Source organism: Paraburkholderia fungorum, from assembly GCF_003610895.1.
GTDB classification, from domain to species: Bacteria; Pseudomonadota; Gammaproteobacteria; order Burkholderiales; family Burkholderiaceae; genus Paraburkholderia; species Paraburkholderia fungorum_B.
Genome location: NZ_MCAS01000019.1, coordinates 19772 through 39939 on the forward strand (window position 1 = coordinate 19772; position 20168 = coordinate 39939).

Sequence of the window (20168 nt, forward strand, 5' to 3'; positions counted from 1 at the left end):
GCCATGTCCGTGCAGCTCACGTCAGAAACGCACTGCCGGTGCGGCGCGGGCAGCGCAGCAATTCCTCACCGTCCTTACTGGAAAGCAACACCAGCTGGGTAAAACTATTGCTGGTCACATACAGGCTCACGAGTTCGTCCATCACCTTGGCGAAGACATGAACCCCCGTGCCGGCAAAGCAGTCCGGGTCGACGGTCAGGTGAATTTCAATGCCGCGCACCATGCCCGCGAAGGGCTGACTGGGCACCCATGCTGTCACGACTTGCTGCGTCAGATTCACCACGCCCTCTATCTGACGGACGGAGATCGCGGAGCCCTGAAGATCGTGAAGTTTAAGCAAGTCTCGAATCGGTTCGGCGCCCCCCGTCAACAGCACGGGGTTAAGCGACAACTGCGAAATCAACCGCCACAGGGCATTGTGTCCGTGCCTGAAGCGTATCGACCTGGTAGGCCGGTGCAGCAGGGAAATACGCCGGGCGAGCGTTCCGCCCTCCAACGTCAAATCTCCTCCCGGCAAGCCATGGTCGAGATGTGCGGGCAGGTCGCGATTGCTGCAGGTGAGCTTGCAATCCAGGGCATTCGGCGGTGGCGCGACTTCGAGATCGCCGTTCACGAAACTCAAGGCCACTTCCAGACCGGGACTATTGCGCGCCGCCAGATCGTCCCTGTGCAACTTCCAGTAGATCGTATCGCGGGTGGGACGCAGACTGTGCCGCAACGAATAAAGCGGATCGAATACCGCGACCTTGTCGCCTTGTGCGGTTTGTTTCGTCTGGGTGACGGAGTCGACTGAGTACACCTCGTAAGCGTGTGCAACCTGCTCGTCCACCACTAGCGGATACGCTGCTTCGGTCGATGAGGCACTCGCCTGATCGCTGAGTTTGCCGGTTGTCTCGAACAGGTTGACGACCGGCGTGCAACCCAGCAAAACATGCTCCGTCGCGAGACTCTGCAGGATGCGCGCCTCGGCAGAATCGGCCAGGATATCTTTCAGCAGTACATGCAAGGTGAACTGTCTGCCACCTAAACGACCGGCCTGACGGAGATCGCAATCGAAGAAGCCGAACTTTTCCGGGTAAGCAAAATATTCGCTGAGCAGCAGATAGGCCGGATCCGACGTTTCCGGATACGGTACCAGCGCGTCGGTGCGAGTCATTCCGGCTGCGGAGAAGGGGAAGCGGTCGAGGGCGATCCAGCGTCCGCTCTGTCCGGGCTCCACATAGGCACACAAGGCACGCATCGACAGCGCATCGCGAAGCGCTGCCGTAAATTGCGGCTCGCCCTGCGTGTATAGGCGGACCGAATCTAACTGCAGTTCCGCTGCCGAAGCATGGCCTGACTGAATCGCGAAGGTCAGCGAAATCTGCGCGCTGGCCCCGGCTGGCGCACGGGAGAGGCTCGGCACCTGCGCGATGGCGTGAAAGCGTGCTCCGGTCAATTGCAATGGCGACAATGTCACATCGTACGCAGTCCGGAAGAATACTTTCGTTCCACGCACGGGGCGGCTGTAGAGTTCCGTACCGCGCGGGATAGTAACTGACGAGGACATTTGCGCCGCCCGGCTGCTGTCCACGTCGAAGCAGGCGATGGAGCACGAGGGGAACGGGCGCAAGTAGTGCGGATACAACGTCCCGATCAATGCTTTCGTGAACTCGGGGTAGTCATCTTCGATATTTTTCGCCGCGCGTGCCGCCAGCAACGCGAACGTTTCAAACAGGCGCTCTGCGTGAGGATCTTCGCTCGCGCTATCCCCCCTGAGGGCGAGACGCGTGGCGATCTTGGGGTAACGCTCCGCGAACTCGCGTGCCTGCTCGCGCAAGAGGGCAAGCTCCCGCTCGTAATAGCGCACCAGGTCATCCATGAGTCATTCTCTCGCAGGTAGTACGACGGCAGCCCGCCGGGGACAGAACAAGAATTCGTTATGGCGTGCGAAAACCTGGAGCTTGGCACGCTTGAGCCGACTGGCCCGCGTCATATCGCTCGCGCAGGATACGGGAACCATACGAACCCGGCTGCCAGTCCACGGCCTGGCTTGTGTGGATGTGCTCATGCGGCGGCACCCGTAACCGCCTCGGTCTGCGCGTCCGCCGGCACCGTCCAGGGTGGGCTGACCAGCACCACGGCTCGCGCCAGCGGGTCGGCGAGCGAAACCGCAAAAGTCGGTTGCAACGCGTTGAGGCTATGGGCCGCGGCGATTGCGAGCGCGCTCAGCGCCAGTACGGCGCCGCTTTCCCCATTGGCAAGGCCAAGGTGCTGGCACCGGCTCTCCGCATCCGAACCGGGCCAGACCGACTCGGCCACGCCGGTAATCTCGGTGCGCCGGCTAGTGCGCTGACTGGCGTCGCTGACCAGCGCGCAGGCCTTCATCTCCAGACCAGGCGCCGCCGTTTGCGTGCGCGCACTATCGAGTAGACGCATCGTCGTGTCGTCGCGCGCTGGCGCCGGTTCGTCGGCGGAAGACAAACGCTCGGCCGCACGCATGCGATGAACTCGCGCAACCGGCAACGCGGCGTTTTCGCCTTGAAGCGCGAGCAGTAGAGCGCAAGCACCTTCGCCAGGAACATGGCCGTCCGGGCGATTGCGACCGTAAAGCCGGTCGGTGCGTTCGAGAATGGCCACCTCGTCCTCGCCCAGCCACGAGTCGCAGGCCAGCACGATATGACGGGTCGGCGACGATTCGCGATTGAGCGACACGTTCAGATCGTCTACTACAGCCAAGGCCTGAACCGGATTGGCGACAAACGTCACGCGCGCGCGCGTGGTACCTGGCGACCAGGGTTCGCGAGCCAGGTGCGCATCTAACCAGGCCGCGAGGATGGGCGCCTCGCGCTGCCAGCGCTCGGGCAGCAGCAGATGAAACTCGAAGGGTGCGACGTCCGGGTGCGTGTCTTCAAGACCGGCAAGGGTCACCGCGGCATGGCGTTCCATCAGATCGTCGAGCGCCTCGCCTGCCAGCATCAGCGCGCGCCTGTGCTGGTCGCCAAGGTCCGCGGCGGTGCCGTCAGGGAGCAGGCTCTCATCGAAATCGCCTGGCGAAACCGAGGCGACGTTGCTTGCAAAAATAGGTGTCTGGTCGGCCCGCTTCAGTTCGGCATGCAATCCGACCAGTTGCTGTTGCCTTGCCAGCGTGCCAATTTCTTCCGAGGTGGTGCCCGCGGGTACGAGCAAGCTGCTGTCGAGCAAGGCCAGCGTCCATGTCGACGAATCGTCGCCGGCCATGGAGGCGGCGGTAGCCGTTATCGCGGGCGTGCCGGGTGTGGCTGTCCGCGTCAGAGCGATGCTCCTGCGCACGCCGATAAAACTGGCGATCAACAACACCGGCAGTGCGATGCCCACCAGCAGCAAATCTTGCCCGTCAGGCACCCGAGCGATCGACCTCCAGTAAAACAGGGCGCCCCCCCACACCAGGACGAACACCGCAGCCACAGCGGCCATGTTGCGTAATGTCGAACGCTGGCTCATGCATTTTCCCCGTTTATCGTTCTTTTATTTTAAGCCTGCGCCTTCAATAGCAACCGTATCGTCGCCGTCCGCATGTGATTAGGGCGGTGAATGGGACGTTTGACTTTCTTATTGCGCGCAATACCTTTGCCGGCGGTCGCCGCAATTGTGAAGGCGTTAGTAGCCGTGCCGTCGTGACTGTGTTTGTCGCCTAATACGATAAATGGACGTGTCATTACCGGTCCTCCCCGCGGGCAGCAATAGTAAATGAACCGGGCGAAACTCGACAGGCTGCGCCACCGTATTCCTATGGTAAATTCCATCGCAGATTCTACTGAGGATTAGCGCGGATTTCATCCGAATACGCTGCGATCCGGCTGAATCTCACGGCAATTAGCGAGTAAATATTTCCGCAACTGGACCATCCGTTGCCGCATCGCAGGTAAATAAAACACGCTCGAATAGGTAATGGGACTCGTATGGACGCTATTTCCCAGTTAACAGTCAGGCAGCTAACAACATTATCCAGTGCAAACCGCCCTTATTCGCTCGAAGGGCCGGACTCGATTTCACCGCACCTGGCCGAACGCGGGGGCGGCTGCAGCATGTCACGCACGGCCTCGTCCGGCCTGGCGCCGCGGATCATCCGCGCCGAGTGGCAACGACAAGCCTGCGGTGGTACGAATCCACTGTCGGCCGAATTCCTCGTGACTCGTATGCAGCAAGCATTTGTCGGCCCGGATCAGATGCAAATGCCTCTTCCTCAATTTTCAGAAAACGTCCGTGTCGAGCGTCTGTTGCTTGCGATGCAATCGGATAGCCCTGTGGCAACCAGGCTCGCGTGATCGTGAACGCTACCGATTGGATTGATCCATATCCGGACGATGCGCTGGAGCAGTTGCGCAATGCGTTCAACAAAGCGCCGTTGGGCAATGGTCGGTACTACGCACTGTTCGATATGGGCTTCCTGCCGTCATTGCGTGATGAACTGCCGCCGCTGAGTTTGGGCAGTACCGTCGTGACGCTTTACGAGGGCATGTACGAAGGCGAAAACCTTATGCAGATATCGCCTTGTCTCATGCCGTTACCCGAGCAGCCGGAGCAACGCGATGCGCTTTGTTCGGCGCTGCTGCAGCGAACCAATGGGCAGCCGATGTTCAGTCTGTTGCGCACGACGACGTATCGGCTCGCGGAGTTGGCGGCGCATCTGCGTCGGCAACTGGAAGCGCGGACCGAAGACGGTGAAGCTTTTCTTGTGCGTTTTGCCGATACGCGATGCCTGCCTGTGTGGACCGATGTGTTGACTGCGGCTCAGCGCGCGCGTTTTTTTGCCGGGATCGACGGGTGGTGGTTTTTTGATCGCCGGGGAGCGCTGGTACCGGTTGAGGCGCTGGCTTCTGTCCCTGGTGGTGAGCAATCGCATGACTGGGTTATCGCTGACGAAAAACCCTACCAGGTGGACGCGTCGCAATTGGAGCCGCTCAAGCTGGCGGCGAAAGTCGACACGCTGATTTTTCATATTCGACAGCGGCCGGAGAGTTTCGGACAGTTGACGGCGTCGCCGTCGCAAGTCCATGAATGTGTCAGCGCGGCAATGGCCGGTGAACTGCCGTCGCCCGCGGCCGCTTCGCGAGTCGCTTTGGAGGCGCTCGAGGCGGCTGGATTTCTGGCCGAGGTTTGAACGTGGAGCACGCGTTGGGTGCGGGGCGGTTTGCGGTGGTGAGAGCGGCTGCCTGGTTCGGGTTGGTTGTGGTTTTGCGATTCGTGGTCGTGGGGTGTTCGAGGGGGACGGGATCGGATTCGGGAACAGTTGCAGTTTCGGCGGAACACGAGCCGATGGGGCTCAACCTAAATGGGTTGAATTACACGGAAGTTCCGATCGGGGATTTTTACGTTAACGGAACTTGGGGTGCGGCGATTCCTGCTCGTATTGGGAGTTGGGGAAGCAAGGTCATCTGCTGCGTTTCACTGCCTCACGAATGGCATCCTGGGTTGATGGTCATGGTGCAGTGGCAAGACGACAACTTGTATAAGAAGGATCCGGATGCTATGGCGCACCGGGAGGTACCTGTCGAGAAGTATGAGTACTTCTCGGACGGCTTTTTGTGGGTGCTGTTTTTTCCCAATGACAAGATCAGGGTTTACGCATCGCAGTGGGGGCCGGGGTCGCCTAATTTTCCGGAGGGTCTGCAAGAGCCGGGGGAGTCCTGCCCTGAGCACTTCACGCTGAAGAATAGTGATCCGCGTTGTCCTGCACCAGACAAGAGGATGAAGCCGTCATGAATCTCCGCGTGGTGATGCGTGACATCGCTCGATGGCTGGTTCCGTTGATAGTTGCATCGCTGGCTATCTCGGCATGCTCGAGAACGACCGATTCGTCGGAGACGAAAGTGGAAGACGAGACGATGGGTTTGAAGCTTGTAGGCTTGAACTACACGGAGATACCGATTGGAGATTTCTATACGGATGGTACGTGGGGAGCAGCTATTCCCAGCCGCATAGGTAGCTGGAGTGGCACGATTATCTGTTGTGTTTCGTTACCGAAGAAGTGGCATCCTGGATTGACCGTCACCGTGCAATGGCAGGATGACAATCTGTACAAGAAAAATCCGAATGCGTTGGCGGACCGTGTGGTGCCTGTTGAGCACTATGAATATTTCTCGGATGGATTTTTATGGGTACTATTTTTCCCCAATGACAAGATTAGGGTTTATGCATCGCAATGGGGGCCGGGTTCACCTAATTTCCCCGAGGGCCTGCAAGAGCCGGGGGAGTCATGCCCCGATCATTTCACTTTAAAAAATAGTGATCCGCGCTGCCCGACACCTGATAAGAGAATGAAGTCATGAATTTACGTTTTACGATAGCAAAGATCGCGCGATGGCTGGCTCCACTGGCGATAGTATTACTGGTCCTTCCGGCTTGCTCGCGAGCAACGGATTCGTCGTCGCTGCAAGCGCCGGAAGTCGCCTCGCCAACGCAAGATGAGCCGATGGGGCTCAAGCTTAATGGACTGAATTACACGGAAGTTCCAATCGGAGATTTTTACGTTGATGGGACTTGGGGCGCGGCTATTCCCAGTCGCATTGGCAGTTGGGGAAGCAAGGTCATCTGCTGCGTTTCGCTGCCCCACAAATGGCACCCAGGTCTGACCGTCACGGTGCAGTGGCAGGACGACAAGTTGTATAAAAAAGATCCGAATGCGATGGCAAGCCGAGTGGTGCCAGTTGAGCACTATGAATATTTCTCGGATGGATTTTTATGGGTACTATTTTTTCCGAATGACAAGATCAAGGTTTATGCATCGCCGTGGATGCCTGGATTCCCTGATTTCCCCGAGGGCCTGCAAGAGCCGGGGGAGTCATGCCCCGATCATTTCACTTTAAAAAATAGTGATCCGCGCTGTCCGACACCAGATAAAAGGATCAAGCCATGAGTTTTCGATTCGCGTTGGACGAACGGCCTGATATCGGCGTAGTGACTCAAGCAGAACGGGATGCGATCCTGCGTCGCCTTAGCGAGGACGACGGCCTCTCCTGTTGCAAGACCATGCACATGGGTTTTTTCTTCGACGGCACACGGAACAATGCTGATCACGATCGACCTGTACACAAGCACAGCAATGTCGCTCGATTGTTTGATACTTATCCTCTAGATAATTACCACTATCCGATCTATATAGCGGGCGTCGGTACACGCTTTGCCAATGAAATCGGTGACCAAGGTGCAGGTTTGCAGGCAGCAGCAGGCGCGGCGACCGGCTGGGCGGGAGAAGGGCGCATTAATTGGGCATTGTTGCAAATTCATAACATCGTACATGCCCATGTCCTCGGTACCTCACTTAGCGTAGCACTCGGCAAAACCGACAAAGACATCGCAAAAGCCATGAGCGCCGATCTGAATTTCGTTGGCATGGCTCTCGGCAGCAACCCACCCGCCCCCGGCTCCATCCGCGACATCAATGCTCGCGCCAGCGCCGGCTCGGGCGCTTTGACGATGATGGTTTCCGAACACACCGGTACCGAGTTGCGTTGGGACAGGGACACGGTGTGGGCGCAATTGTGGAAAGACACGGTCAATTCAAAGAATTGGAAACAGGCGCTGCAGGTATGGGATCAAAGCCGGCGCAAGATATTGGCCGAGCGTCGTGCACAACTGAACGCGCGGGTCGGAAATAAATTGACCGCGGGCAAACCGAAGCTGCAGCGCATACGTCTGTCGGTGTTCGGTTTTTCGCGCGGCTCCGCAGAAGCGCGCACGTTTTGCAACTGGCTGGTCGATGCGTTGGACGATGGCTTCACGCTGTGCGGTGTGCCGGTCACGGTCGATTTTCTCGGCATCTTCGACACAGTAGCGTCGGTGGGTATCGCCCAAGGTGCCGCTGCCACCTTGTTCGATGGACACGGCGGCTGGGGACGCGCCGAGAACATGGCAGTGCCGTTTCATGTTCGCCGCTGCGTCCACATGGTCGCGGCGCATGAGCCGCGCGGATCATTTCCGCTGGACCTGATCGATCATGCTACGGGCGACCGCGAGGAAATCGTCTATCCCGGTGTGCACTCCGATGTCGGCGGCGGTTACGGCGCTGCTGAGCAAGGGCGCGGCCAGAGCGATTCCGACAAATTGTCGCAGGTGCCGCTGCTTGATATGTATCGCGAAGCGCGCAAGGCTGGCGTGCCACTGGACATCAAAGGCCCAGGTATTGCGCCACGCGCGGTTGACGCCTTCAAAATTTCGGCCGGTCTGAAAGAAGCCTTCTCGGCCTACGTCAAGACCAGCGCTGGCTACTTCTCCGTGGCAGAAAACGGTACACCGGGTTTGATGCGCACGCACTATGGACTTTATCTGCGCTGGCGCAAGCAACGGCTCACAGATCTCAAGGCGCAACCGAGTTTCAAGGCCGCACAAGCTGGCTACCCTCAAGACGCCGTGGACCTCGACAGTGCAAACGAGGAACTCAGGGCGGAATGGCAAGATCTGCTTGAAAGCGAGAAAGATGGCGGTCCGAGTTTGGCACGCTATGCGATGGAAGGGGGTGCCGATTTCGTCCGCAGTCATCCGAAGCTCGCGGCTACGCTGTCGCCTATGATGTTGCCGGCAAGTGTCTTCCTCGGACCATTGGTGGCTCCGTTTGCACCCGACGCCGTAAAAGCCGCCAAAGCCTTGCTAGAAGAAAAATGGCAACAGTGGTTGGAAGTACGTACCGATTGGAACATGGATGCGCCGGAGAAGCCGATTAGCGCGCTCTATGACAACTACATGCACGACTCACGCGCCTGGTTTAAACCGCTCGGCGCGGATGACGACGTATGGAATTACGAACAGATCAAGGCGCTGAAAGACAAACAGGCCGCGTTCGAACGCCAGCATGCCGCATGGCAAGCGCAATCTAAAGTGGTGATGCCCGCGAGTTATTCTGGCTATCCGGCTGTCATGGTGGGCCCGGAACCCAAGTCTCCTCTCACCGCTCAGGAAACCGACCAGCTGAAGCGCTACGATTCGGCCATGCAGTCGGCACAAACAGCGCGTCAGGCAAAAGACCCGTCGGCGCCTAGTGACAGCGCCGTCTTGACCGACCCCAAGGTGAGCAAAGGCTTGGCCTTCCAGAAAAGCGGCCGCGAATTCTATTTCCTATGGGGCTACTTGCGCTGGCGCACGGTGTACATCAATGGCGTGCGTTGGGATGCACCGCATGTGAGGACGGTACAGGAGAACCAGGAGGATGAGCGGAAAGCGATGCAGCAGAGAGTTGACATGCAGGGCTTAAGTGGGATTTTTCATTAAGCACCTGGCTTTGTTTAAGCGCGGCCGTCAACTCCGCGCGCCGCTAGCGGAGACAGGCGGGCAATGAAGCGGCTGAGTATGGATTGCACAACCCTGTATTTCGCATCTGAGGCGAGCCCCATGCAAGCAATCTTGAAGAAAACCACGACCCGAAGGCCAATTTCCCTAACCATCCTTGGGTGGTTTTCTATCATTTCAAATGGCGGATCACTTGCTTATTTGATGCTCATGCTGCGAGAGCAAACAGACATCACCAGCCTAAGCCTGGACCAACCCCCGGTGTGGACGATGGTAGTGGTCCCGATAATTGCGACAACGCTTTGTACCGCGGCTGGCATCGCGATCCTCCTGGGACTCAGGTGGGGCCGAGTTGTGTATGTGGGAGCAGAGGGAGTTGGCCTTGCGAATATGGTAATGAGCATTCCGATGCAGCAAATCGTGTATCTGGCTTCGGCGCCGCTCCTGCTGTTTATGCTGTTCATCTATCTGCTCTATCGGAAACCCGCGACCGCGTACTTCCAGCGAACGAAAACCCTTGTCGATGGCATGCAGGATGTCGTTTGAATTGATCCTGGCGCCTCGTATAGCGCCCGGATCTGTGATCGTCCGTTCCGGCTATCAAACTTCTCGTTTCACGCGCCCGGTCCCACCTCACCCGCGAGCTTTTCCTCCCACACAATCCGATCAAAGATCACCTTCAGCTTCACCCCCCGAGCCGCATTCAACATCGCAGCATGCGCAACTTTCCCAGCAAGATGCGCCCGAAACTCCGCATGCCCCTCGCGATTCTGCGAAGCCGGCCCAAGCCGCACACAATTCGTCAGCACCGCCTTCAAAGCATCAAACTCAGTCCTCGCAAGATTCGGATGACTGTTCACCACAACCCCAGCCAGATGCTGCCTTGTCCCCCGCCGCATCACCCGTGTCTTCCGTAGATTGACCGCAAACCCTTCCTCAATAGCAATCGCCGCCACGCGAATCTCAAGCCGCTGAGCCACTCGCGCGAGATCGTCACCGCCGGAGAACGCGAGATCATCGGCATAGCGCGTGTACGTCGCGCCTAAAGCCCGCGCCAACCCAGCCAGCCTCAGATCTAACCGAAAGGCACACAAATTCGCCAGCGCCGGCGAAGTCGGCGCGCCCTGCGGCAAATGCCGGTTCCGATATCGCTGCCGTTCCAGCCAGTCGATCCGGTCTCGCACGTCCGGTGCCAGCAGTCGGGCACTCGGCACGCGATTGGTACACAGCGCAGTTAACGCCCGGGCAACTTCCAACGGATATCCCAAAGCACGTATCACGGAGTAAACGCGCCCCGAATGAACCGATGCAAAAAAATCCGTCAAATCGAAGCGAATCACAACCGCTTTACCCGCATGAGGCGCCGCGAACGTAACTGCATTCCGGCCACGTCGAAAACCATGCACTGCGTCGTGAGCGGGAATGCGATCGAGCAAACCATGCAGCACCTTCCTCTGCAAAGCCCGCAAGCGTGATTTGGGCACTTCGATGATTCGACACCGACCGTCGCGCTTTTCGATCGCCTTGTACGAATAGTGATGAAGCGGTGTCGCCGCACTCTGCGCCGGCAAACGCCATCGATCGGCAAACCAGTCCAGCTCGCCAGCTTCGATTTCCAGCCACGCGGCGAGATCGCCGAGCGTCGGGAGCTGCGGTAGCACCGCGCCATGCAACCAGGGAGGGGCCGGCCGCTGAACAGGAGGCCGAGGTAACACACGAACAACCCTCGGCCGGTTCTCACCCGTCCACGCTGCGACGAAGCCCGTGGTCTCAGCAATGACCTTCGATAATTCTTTGCTTTCGACGCTATCCCACCGCGAGCCAAATCGCTTCGCAACCCTTCCGGCCAACCGGTTCATCCAGTCCGCGGGTTCACCCAACACAAACGTCATCCGCGCAACCATCGCGGCGGGCTCGGGCGGGCCGCCCAACATGGCGTCGGCGATCGTATAGGTGACAAATTGCAGGGAAGATGAGGGCATAGAGCAAAGAGAGGGGCGGGACGGCCAGTCAACGCGTCTTGTGCTGCGTGAGCGCCGCTGCGCAAGGCGCAGATGAGGCTCATGCGACGAACTGCGGAGGTCTTTCTGATCCACGGGGTAGCCCCGTAGTGCCCGGAACGAATACTGCCTGTACCTTGGCAAGCTTGACCAGCCGTCCCGCGGGTCGAAGATAAGCGACACGGCTCGGCGTTGTCAACGCATTGGCAGTACGAAGCAATCTTTTGCGACAAGGTTTTACACAAGTGTAGACGGACAGATACGCACCAAACATCCGTTCGTCGCCGCGCCTGACATGCAACCACGTTACCCGCAAAGAACCGCCCACTTATCCACAACCCCCTCTGGACAACTTTTGTACAAGCCACCTGACACGTTGTGGGTGAAACCTTGATAAATCCGCGACCCCGCCAGGCCGATCAAAAGTTTTCCCTGGCTCCGCCTTCCTGTCCGCGCGCGCTGCGCAGGGTTATGGATTTCGCAGCCCCTTGATCCGTAAACGAAGATTCAGGTTATCCACAGCCAGGTGCGATGCTTGTTAACTATTACTACGTATACATATACAAAGACTATAAAAACCAGAGAGGCATCCGGAAAGCCGCTGCGTAAACATGCACAAAGCAGGCAGAACAGGAACAACTGCAAGCACAACCCCACCAGATTCATCAAACCAACGGCAAACAGATCTCGGTCAGGAGCTCAGCAGGCGCAGTCTCCTTGGGGCTATTCAAATACTCCTCGAACACCGGCGCATCCGCGGCCTCTCGCCCCGACTGCACAAGCCATGTCCCATACAACCACTCATAAGCCGCACGCATATCGCTATACGGCCCCTTGTGCCGCAGCACCGCGTACTCACCGCCTTTCACATGCGCCACCGAAACGGGTGGACTCACCGTCACCGAAGCCTGCACCGGATGCGGCAACAGCGCGCCGGCTTTCGAGCGCAATGCGTTCTCTTCCACCACGCCAGGATCGTCGTAGTAAATCCCGATCATGCGCATCTGCCCCGCCAGCAAATTATGTTTCGCCAGCCAGCCGAACAGGCCGTCGAACGCTTTGCCGATCTGCATATACGGCCCCACGTGATCCACCGACAAAACCTCCATCGGTTCAACGTGACGAATCACCACTTCACGCATTGTCATTTGATCGTCTCCTGAAAGCGCCGGACGAAACCGGCTATGTGTTCCCTGCTTGCGGTACTGCGCCGGCGGAATGCCAAACACGGCGCGAAAGGTGCGCGAGAAAGACTGCAAACTGCTATAGCCCGAGCGCTCTGCAATTTCCGCGATCGGCATCGTGCCGTTCGCCAGATATCCCGCCGCGCGATGCAGCCGCAAGCGGCGCACAGTCGTCGCGACAGTCTCGCCGTACATCGCCTGATAGATGCGATGCCAGTGATACGGCGACATGCAGGCAATGTCCGCCAGACGATCGATATCCAGCGGCTCATCGAGGTGATCGTAAATGTGGTCGAGCACGCGGCTCAGCCGAGTTTCGTAGCGCGCCCGATTGTCCGATGGGTTCATGAGTGAGTGGCTAACCGCGAGAAGATTGCCGAAGGGATGGGGACAAAAGTACCACGTCCCCGTTTACCAAATCCTGCGAACTTCATCCAATGCGGGCAAACGGAGCCCTGCACCCGCTGACACAAGCATGCCCTGACTTTGCCGATTTTCGATAACACCTCGAATAATGGCTCACTACCATCGGTTGAAGCCTGTCCGCCCGCGCGCCGCAAAGCCTTGCTACGCGCGGGCAAGCGGCAACCTCAGGAGCGTCCGATGAAGTCAGAATCCAGCAGTCAGCACGTCGGTAAAGTTACGCATCACGAGTTGAAGCAGACCCTCGGCACGTGGCAACTGTGGGGGATCGCGGTCGGCCTGGTCATTTCCGGCGAGTATTTCGGCTGGAGCTACGGCTGGGCGAGCGCGGGTACGCTCGGCTTCGTCATCACGGCGATTTTTATCGCAGCGATGTACACCACCTTCATTTTCAGTTTCACCGAACTCACCACATCGATTCCGCATGCGGGCGGCCCGTTCGCCTACGCGCGGCATGCTTTTGGTCCGACCGGCGGTTATCTGGCGGGCGCGGCGACCCTGGTCGAATTCGTTTTTGCACCGCCCGCCATTGCACTGGCGATCGGTGCCTATCTGCACGTGCAGTTTCCGGGTCTGGAACCGAAACACGCTGCAATGGGCGCGTATCTGATCTTCATGGCGCTGAACATCGTCGGCGTGCAGATTGCCGCGGCCTTCGAACTGTGCGTGACGCTGCTTGCGATCTTCGAATTGCTGGTGTTCATGGGCGTCGTGTCGCCAGGTTTCCAGTGGTCGAACTTCACGAAGGGCGGTTGGGCCGGTGCGGACACCTTTAGCATGGGTTCATTTCACGGCATGTTCGCGGCGATTCCGTTCGCCATCTGGTTTTTCCTCGCGATCGAAGGCGTGGCAATGGCTGCCGAAGAAACCAGGAATCCTAAGCGTTCAATTCCGATCGCCTATGTGGCTGGCATTCTGACCCTGGTGTTGCTCGCCATCGGCGTCATGGTGTTCGCAGGCGCCGCCGGTGACTGGACCAAGCTCGCGAACATCAATGATCCGCTGCCGCAGGCCATGAAATTCATTGTCGGCGAACATAGCGGCTGGATGCATATGCTGGTGTGGCTCGGCCTGTTCGGGCTCGTCGCGTCGTTTCACGGCATCATCCTTGGATACTCACGCCAGATCTTCGCGCTGGCCCGCGCGGGCTATCTGCCGGAGTGGCTCTCCAAGGTGCATCCGCGCTTCAAGACGCCGCATCGCGCGATCATCGCAGGCGGCGTGATCGGCATCGCCGCGATCTATAGCGACGAATTGATCCAGTTCGGCGGTCAGACGCTGACGGCGAACATCGTGACGATGTCCGTCTTCGGCGCGATCGTGATGTACATCATCAGCATGTTGTCGCTGTTCAAGCTGCGCCGCTCAGATCCGGACATGGAGCGCCCGTTCCGCGCGCCGCTGTTTCCGTTCTTTCCGGCGTTCGCGCTGGTGGCCGCGGTGATCTGTCTGGCGACAATGGTCTACTTCAATTTCCTGGTGGCCATCGTGTTCGCGATCTTCCTCGCGCTCGGTTACGTCTACTTCCTGTTGACGCGCCATCAACGCGAAGCGGCGCCATCGGACGTCTTGCTCGAAGAATGACAGTCCGGGCGCCGGCGTGACATGAGAACCTTAGGCGTCCGCCCGCGCTACCGGATGTGTTTCGAGCCACGCGTTTTCATTGTCTTCGAAGAGTCGCGAGCGCGTCAGGAATCGTAGTCCACTCGGGCGTTCCAGAGAAAACATGCCGCCATTGCCCGGCACCACGTCGATGATCAATTGCGTGTGCTGCCAGTATTCGAACTGCGATTCGCTCATGTAGAACGGCACGCCGGCAATCGTGCCGAGTTTCACATCGGACGAACCGACCATGAACTCGCTCTGAGGGAACATCATGGGCGCGCTGCCGTCGCAGCATCCACCGGATTGGTGAAACAGCACGGCACCATGTTCGGCGCATAGCTTGTCGATCAATTCGATCGCGGCCGGCGTGGCGATCACGCGGGCCACTTCCTTCTCGTCAGCCATCACATACCCTCGCTGAAAAAGAGCGAGCCGCGTAATGCGGCTCGCCTGGACAGGGTCGCTACGCTCAGAAGAAGCCGAGCGGCTTGTCGCTATAGCTGACCAGCAGGTTCTTGGTCTGCTGATAGTGGTCGAGCATCATCTTGTGATTTTCGCGGCCGATGCCCGATTGCTTGTAGCCACCAAACGCGGCATGCGCGGGGTACGCGTGATAGCAGTTGGTCCACACGCGGCCCGCCTGGATTTGCCGGCCGAAGCGATAGGCGCGCGTGCCGTCGCGCGTCCATACACCGGCGCCCAGACCGTAGAGCGTATCGTTGGCGATCTCGAGTGCTTCGTCTTCGTTCTTGAAGGTCGTCACGGAGACGACCGGCCCGAAGATTTCTTCCTGGAAGATGCGCATCTTGTTGTGACCACGGAATACCGTCGGCTTCACGTAGTAGCCCTTGCTCAGTTCGCCGCCGAGCGTATTGCGCTCACCGCCGATGAGACACTCGGCGCCTTCCTGTTTGCCAAGGTCGACGTACGAGAGGATTTTTTCGAGCTGTTCCTGCGAAGCCTGCGCGCCGATCATCGTCTTCGTGTCGAGCGGGTGGCCTTGCGTGATCGCGGCCACGCGCTTCAATGCGCGTTCCATGAAGCGGTCGTAGATCTTTTCGTCCACCAGCACGCGCGACGGACACGTGCACACTTCGCCCTGATTCAGCGCGAACATCGTGAAGCCTTCGAGCGCCTTGTCGAAATAGCTGTCGTCCGCGTTCATCACGTCGGCGAAGAAAATGTTCGGGCTTTTGCCGCCGAGTTCGAGCGTCACGGGAATGATGTTCTGACTCGCGTACTGCATGATCAGGCGGCCGGTCGTGGTCTCCCCCGTAAACGCGATCTTCGCGATGCGCTTGCTCGACGCGAGCGGTTTGCCGGCTTCGAGGCCGAACCCGTTCACCACGTTCAGCACGCCCGGCGGCAGCAAATCGTGGATCAGTTCGAGCAACACGAGAATCGACGCAGGCGTTTGTTCGGCCGGTTTCAGCACGACGCAGTTGCCGGCGGCGAGAGCGGGCGCGAGCTTCCATACCGCCATCAGGATCGGGAAATTCCACGGGATGATCTGGCCGACCACGCCGAGCGGTTCGTGAAAATGATAGGCGACGGTGTCGTGGTCGATCTCGGAGATCCCGCCTTCCTGTGCACGCACGGCGCCGGCGAAATAGCGGAAATGATCGATGGCTAGCGGGATATCCGCTGCCATTGTTTCGCGTAGCGGCTTGCCGTTGTCGATCGTTTCAGCCACGGCGATGCGTTGCAGATTCGCTTCCATCCGGTCGGCGATACGATTCAGGATGTTCGCGCGTTCGGTGGTCGAGGTTTTGCCCCATGCTGTTTTCGCACGATGCGCGGCGTCGAGGGCGAGTTCGATATCGGCTTCGCGTGAGCGCGGGATCGACGTAAACGGCTCGCCGGTGATCGGCGACACGTTGTCGAAGTATTCGCCACCCACAGGCTTTACCCATTCGCCGCCGATAAAATTCCCATACTGTTTTTTGTACGGGAATTCGGTAGTCAGAAACTGCATCTCTGCGTGATTCATCTGTGTGCTCCTCACATGATTGAATGGGCTATATTCGGCGCGATATTTCGCTTGGCCGCGAGAGGCTACAGCCAGAACTGTGCCAATGCGCCGCGCGGGCATGTCGTGCGCGCGCAGCAGGCACGCCCGCGAAGCGCGGGCGTGTGGCGTGGTTCATTTTTCAGGGGAATGAGCGTGTCGTTTCTGATCAGCGTGCACAGCGCTGTTCAGGAATTGAACAGCGTGTGAACACCTGCACAGGCGATCAAAGCAAAGGTGGGCAGGTTGAAATGCCCACGCGCGGGAGGCGGGCGTTTACTTGCGCAGGAGTCGCAAGCCGTTCGCCACCACCAGCAGGCTCGCGCCCACATCGGCGAACACGGCCATCCACATCGTACCCAGACCCATCATCGTCAGTACGAGGAACACACTCTTGATGCCCAGCGCCAGCGTGATGTTCTGCACCAGCACCGAATGCGTCGCCTTCGATAGACGGATGAATTGCGGAATCTTGCGCAGATCGTCGTCCATCAGGGCGACGTCGGCGGTTTCGATCGCGGTGTCGGTGCCCATCGCGCCCATCGCGAAGCCGATATCGGCACGCGCGAGAGCGGGGGCGTCGTTGATGCCGTCGCCGACCATGCCGACCGTCGCACCGCCTTTCGACCAGCCGTCCACCGCGTTCAGCTTGTCTTCGGGCAACTGATTGCCGCGCGCTTCATCGATACCGACCTGCTGCGCGATTGCGGCAGCGGTGTGCGGGTTGTCGCCGGTGAGCATGGCGGCGCGCACGCCGAGACGCTGCAAATCGGCGATGGCCGCGCGGCTCGTGTCCTTTACCGTATCGGCGACGGCGAACAGCGCGAGCACGCGTTCGGCATCCACCAGCATGACGACGGTTTTGCCTTGCCCTTCGAGGGCATCCAGCTTCGCTTCGAGCGACTTCGAGCAGCGTCCGAGCTCTTCGACCAGCCGATGATTGCCGAGCCAATACGGCAGGCCGTCGATTTCGCCGCGTACGCCGCGCCCCGCCAGTGCCTCGAAAGCCTCGACCGTGGCGCTGGCGACGCGCTCGCTCTTTGCGGCTGCCGCGATTGCCATCGAAACCGGATGATCCGAGCGGCCCGCAAGGCTCGCCGCGAGTGTCCTGCAACGAACGACGTCAATGTCGGCCAGCATCTCGAATTCGGTTTGCACGGGTTTGCCGTGCGTGATCGTGCCGGTTTTGTCTAGCGCGAGCCAGCTCAGCTTGCGGCCCTGTTCTAGGTAGGCGCCGCCTTTGATCAGAATGCCCTTGCGTGCGGCCGCCGCGAGGCCGCTGACGATCGTGACCGGCGTCGAGATCACCAGCGCGCACGGACAGGCGATCACCAGCATCACCAGTGCCTTGTAGACCCATTCGTGCCACTGTCCGCCGAACAGCAGCGGTGGCAGCACCGCCACGGCGAGTGCCGCCGCGAACACGATCGGCGTATAGACGCGCGCGAACTGATCGACGAAACGCTGGGTGGGCGCCTTGGTGCCTTGCGCTTCTTCGACCGCGTGAATGATGCGCGCGAGCGTCGTGTTGCTGGCGGCGGCCGTGACGCGATAGTCGAACGAGCCGGCCTGGTTGATCGTGCCGGCGAACACCGCGTCGCCCACGGTCTTGTCGACCGGCAGGCTTTCGCCGGTGATCGGCGCCTGATCGACGCTCGAGCGGCCCGCGACGATTGCGCCGTCCAGCGCAATCCGCTCGCCCGGCTTCACGCGCACCACCGCGCCGAGCGCGATCGACTTGAGGTCGACGAGCTGCCAGCTTCCGTCGGCTTGCTGCACGCTGGCCTGCTCGGGCGTGAGTTGCATGAGCCCCTGAATGGCATTGCGGGCGCGGTCGAGCGATTTCGCTTCGATCAGCTCGGCTATCGTGAAGAGCACCATCACCATCGCGGCTTCCGGCCATTGCTGCAGGATCAGCGCGCCGGTCACCGCAATGCTCATCAGCGCGTTGATGTTCAGGTTGCCGTTGCGGATCGCGAGCCAGCCCTTTCTGTACGTCGTGAGGCCACAGGCGGCGATCGCGAGGATCGCCAGACCCGCTGCCAGCCAGGTCGAGGCGCCAAGCCAGCTGGCGGCCTCTGAGCCCACCGCGGCAACGCCGGCGAGCGCCAGCGGCCACCATGGCTTGGGCGGCGCCTCCGGGGCGGCGGCCGTGCCGGGGTTCGCATCCGCCAGTTCAGGCGTGAAGTCGAGCGAACGGATCGCGGCGAGGATCGAGTCGAGCGCGTCCGGCGCGTGGACGACGGTCAACACGCGCTGCATCAGGTTGAAGTCCATGCCGCGCACCTGTGGCATGCGGCTGAATTTCTTGCGGATCAGCGCTTCTTCGGTCGGACAATCCATCTGCATGATGCGGATCGCGGTGCGCACGTCGTTGCCGACCGCTTCCGATTGCGGGAGCTTGACCGGTACGGCGGCCACGTGCGCGGTGCCGCAGCAGCTGGCCTCGGCGTGGCGGTGGGCCTGGTGTGCCTCGTGGGCATGGGCGTGGCCGTGCGCTTTATGGTCGTGGGCGCCGCTTTCGCCGTGGGCGTGATCGTCATGCTGTTCATGAGCATGCGCTTCGTGGCCGTGGCTGCAGCTGTCGCCGTGGGCATGAGCGGGCTCGTGGGCGTGTGCTTTGGCCCCATGATCACAACTTTCACCATGCTCATGAGCGTGTTCGTGTTCGTGCGCCTGAGCGGGCGCCGCGTGGTCGTGAGCGCAGCCTGCGCCATGCCCGTGGCTGCGAGCATTGTCATCGGCGTGCTTGTGGGCGTGGCCTTCGTGCCCATGGGCACTGGCTTTGGCCTGTTCGGGGCGGTCCGCTTCGGCGAGATTGTCGTTAGGCATGGGTGGCTTCCTGGTTCGATTTGTGGTCTAGTAAACACCTTGAAGCCACTACAAGGTCAAGGCCGCAATCCGGGAGGGTCCATGAAAATCGGCGAACTGGCGAAAATCGCCCATTGCACGACCGAAACCATCCGTTTCTACGAAAAAGAGGGCCTGTTGCCCGAAGCGGAGCGCACCGAGGCCAATTACCGCAGCTATTCGGCAAGGCACGTCGAACGCCTGCGCTTTATCCGCAATTGCCGTGCGCTCGATATGACCCACGACGAAATCCGCGCGCTGCTGCGTCTGACCGACGCACCGGCGGACGGCTGCGGCAGCATCAATGCCTTGATCGACGAGCACATTGCGCACGTCGACACGCGTATCGACGAACTGAAGCAACTAAAAGTGCAACTGACCACGCTGCGCGAGCAATGCCACGGCGAACAGGCCGTTGAAGACTGCGGCATCGTCCAGGGGCTCAACGAAATGGACGTGAGCGCAACGCGGGTGCGGCATACGCATCTGGGCTGAAGTCCTCCGCCCGTACTGGCAGCGCGCCGACCATGGCAGCGGCAGCACGCATGGCTGGGCCATTTGTACGGCCCGCCTGACAAACAATCGAATCCAGTTGGAGAATCAACGTGTTTACCTGTAGAAACCAGCCCTGCGGCGAGCAGTGGGAAATGTCGGACGTCGTCATCAAGAATGAAGGGCAGGGACTCCTGTTCCGTTGCCCGATGTGCGGGGCGCGCAATTACGTCGAGCGTTTCGAAGGGGAAGATGGCTCGGTGCTGTACGAGCAGATCGAAGGCCGACCCTCCGCCGGCCCGATGGCCGAGTAATCCCAGGCCTTCGGTCCCTTCAGCCTCTTCAGTCGATTGCGAGCACTCA

17 protein-coding genes are annotated in these 20168 nt (G+C 59.8%); 10 read left to right on the forward strand and 7 right to left on the reverse strand.

What is annotated here, in order from left to right; genetic code table 11:
• Window positions 1-16: 16 nt before the first annotated feature.
• Both tssF and BCY88_RS19010 read right to left on the reverse strand, forming a co-directional pair.
• The gene (tssF, locus tag BCY88_RS19005) at window positions 17-1861 is read right to left on the reverse strand and encodes a type VI secretion system baseplate subunit TssF (protein WP_120345757.1); all 1845 of its coding nucleotides are present in this window, start codon (window positions 1859-1861) and stop codon (window positions 17-19) included.
• A gap of 185 nt (window positions 1862-2046) precedes the next feature.
• Entirely contained in the window at window positions 2047-3462 is a 1416-nt protein-coding gene (locus BCY88_RS19010; RefSeq protein ID WP_120345758.1) for a hypothetical protein, read from the reverse strand.
• Window positions 3463-3920: 458 nt separating this feature from the next.
• Here BCY88_RS19010 and BCY88_RS19015 point away from each other — a divergent pair, with 458 nt between their 5' ends.
• The 7 genes from BCY88_RS19015 to BCY88_RS19045 all read left to right on the forward strand — a co-directional run bounded on the left by BCY88_RS19015 (window position 3921) and on the right by BCY88_RS19045 (window position 9789).
• Window positions 3921-4286 (forward strand): vWA domain-containing protein, encoded by a 366-nt coding sequence (locus BCY88_RS19015; protein ID WP_147408531.1) that lies wholly within the window; start codon window positions 3921-3923, stop codon window positions 4284-4286.
• Window positions 4283-5122: a DUF4123 domain-containing protein gene (locus BCY88_RS19020; protein ID WP_120345760.1), complete on the forward strand. Its 840-nt coding sequence runs from the start codon at window positions 4283-4285 to the stop codon at window positions 5120-5122. The genes BCY88_RS19015 and BCY88_RS19020 overlap by 4 nt, the downstream gene beginning before the upstream one ends.
• 35 nt (window positions 5123-5157) lie before the next feature.
• On the forward strand, window positions 5158-5724 hold the full coding sequence (locus BCY88_RS19025; RefSeq protein WP_404935705.1) for a DUF3304 domain-containing protein: 567 nt from the start codon (window positions 5158-5160) through the stop codon (window positions 5722-5724).
• Window positions 5721-6290 (forward strand): DUF3304 domain-containing protein, encoded by a 570-nt coding sequence (locus BCY88_RS19030; protein ID WP_120345762.1) that lies wholly within the window; start codon window positions 5721-5723, stop codon window positions 6288-6290. The genes BCY88_RS19025 and BCY88_RS19030 overlap by 4 nt, the downstream gene beginning before the upstream one ends.
• The gene (locus BCY88_RS19035; RefSeq protein WP_120345763.1) at window positions 6287-6877 is read left to right on the forward strand and encodes a DUF3304 domain-containing protein; all 591 of its coding nucleotides are present in this window, start codon (window positions 6287-6289) and stop codon (window positions 6875-6877) included. Before BCY88_RS19030 ends, BCY88_RS19035 begins: the two co-directional genes overlap by 4 nt.
• Window positions 6874-9225 carry a T6SS phospholipase effector Tle1-like catalytic domain-containing protein gene (locus BCY88_RS19040; protein WP_120345764.1) on the forward strand — a complete coding sequence of 784 codons (2352 nt, stop codon included), beginning with the start codon at window positions 6874-6876 and terminating at the stop codon, window positions 9223-9225. Before BCY88_RS19035 ends, BCY88_RS19040 begins: the two co-directional genes overlap by 4 nt.
• A gap of 120 nt (window positions 9226-9345) precedes the next feature.
• Complete coding sequence (locus tag BCY88_RS19045) at window positions 9346-9789, forward strand: hypothetical protein (RefSeq protein WP_147408532.1); 444 nt, start codon at window positions 9346-9348, stop codon at window positions 9787-9789.
• A 68-nt stretch (window positions 9790-9857) separates the two neighbouring features.
• On the opposite strand, the gene BCY88_RS19050 is transcribed toward BCY88_RS19045, so the two are convergent.
• Entirely contained in the window at window positions 9858-11339 is a 1482-nt protein-coding gene (locus BCY88_RS19050) for a reverse transcriptase family protein (protein WP_310796125.1), read from the reverse strand.
• A gap of 569 nt (window positions 11340-11908) precedes the next feature.
• Window positions 11909-12775 (reverse strand): AraC family transcriptional regulator, encoded by an 867-nt coding sequence (locus BCY88_RS19055; RefSeq protein ID WP_120345767.1) that lies wholly within the window; start codon window positions 12773-12775, stop codon window positions 11909-11911.
• A 255-nt stretch (window positions 12776-13030) separates the two neighbouring features.
• Between BCY88_RS19055 and eat the strand changes: the two genes are divergently transcribed.
• Complete coding sequence (gene eat, locus BCY88_RS19060) at window positions 13031-14434, forward strand: ethanolamine permease (protein WP_120345768.1); 1404 nt, start codon at window positions 13031-13033, stop codon at window positions 14432-14434.
• Between the two features lie 30 nt (window positions 14435-14464).
• On the opposite strand, the gene BCY88_RS19065 is transcribed toward eat, so the two are convergent.
• The 3 genes from BCY88_RS19065 to BCY88_RS19080 form a co-directional block, all read right to left on the reverse strand.
• Window positions 14465-14860 (reverse strand): DUF779 domain-containing protein, encoded by a 396-nt coding sequence (locus tag BCY88_RS19065; protein ID WP_120345769.1) that lies wholly within the window; start codon window positions 14858-14860, stop codon window positions 14465-14467.
• Between the two features lie 64 nt (window positions 14861-14924).
• On the reverse strand, window positions 14925-16445 hold the full coding sequence (adh, locus tag BCY88_RS19070; protein ID WP_120345770.1) for an aldehyde dehydrogenase: 1521 nt from the start codon (window positions 16443-16445) through the stop codon (window positions 14925-14927).
• 294 nt (window positions 16446-16739) lie between these two features.
• Window positions 16740-19295 (reverse strand): heavy metal translocating P-type ATPase, encoded by a 2556-nt coding sequence (locus BCY88_RS19080; protein WP_404935704.1) that lies wholly within the window; start codon window positions 19293-19295, stop codon window positions 16740-16742.
• 81 nt (window positions 19296-19376) lie between these two features.
• Between BCY88_RS19080 and cadR the strand changes: the two genes are divergently transcribed.
• Window positions 19377-19808, forward strand: a complete 432-nt coding sequence (gene cadR, locus BCY88_RS19085) for a Cd(II)/Pb(II)-responsive transcriptional regulator (RefSeq protein ID WP_120345829.1) — start codon at window positions 19377-19379, stop codon at window positions 19806-19808.
• 110 nt (window positions 19809-19918) lie between these two features.
• Complete coding sequence (locus tag BCY88_RS19090; protein ID WP_120345772.1) at window positions 19919-20119, forward strand: hypothetical protein; 201 nt, start codon at window positions 19919-19921, stop codon at window positions 20117-20119.
• The last annotated feature ends 49 nt before the right edge of the window (window positions 20120-20168 follow it).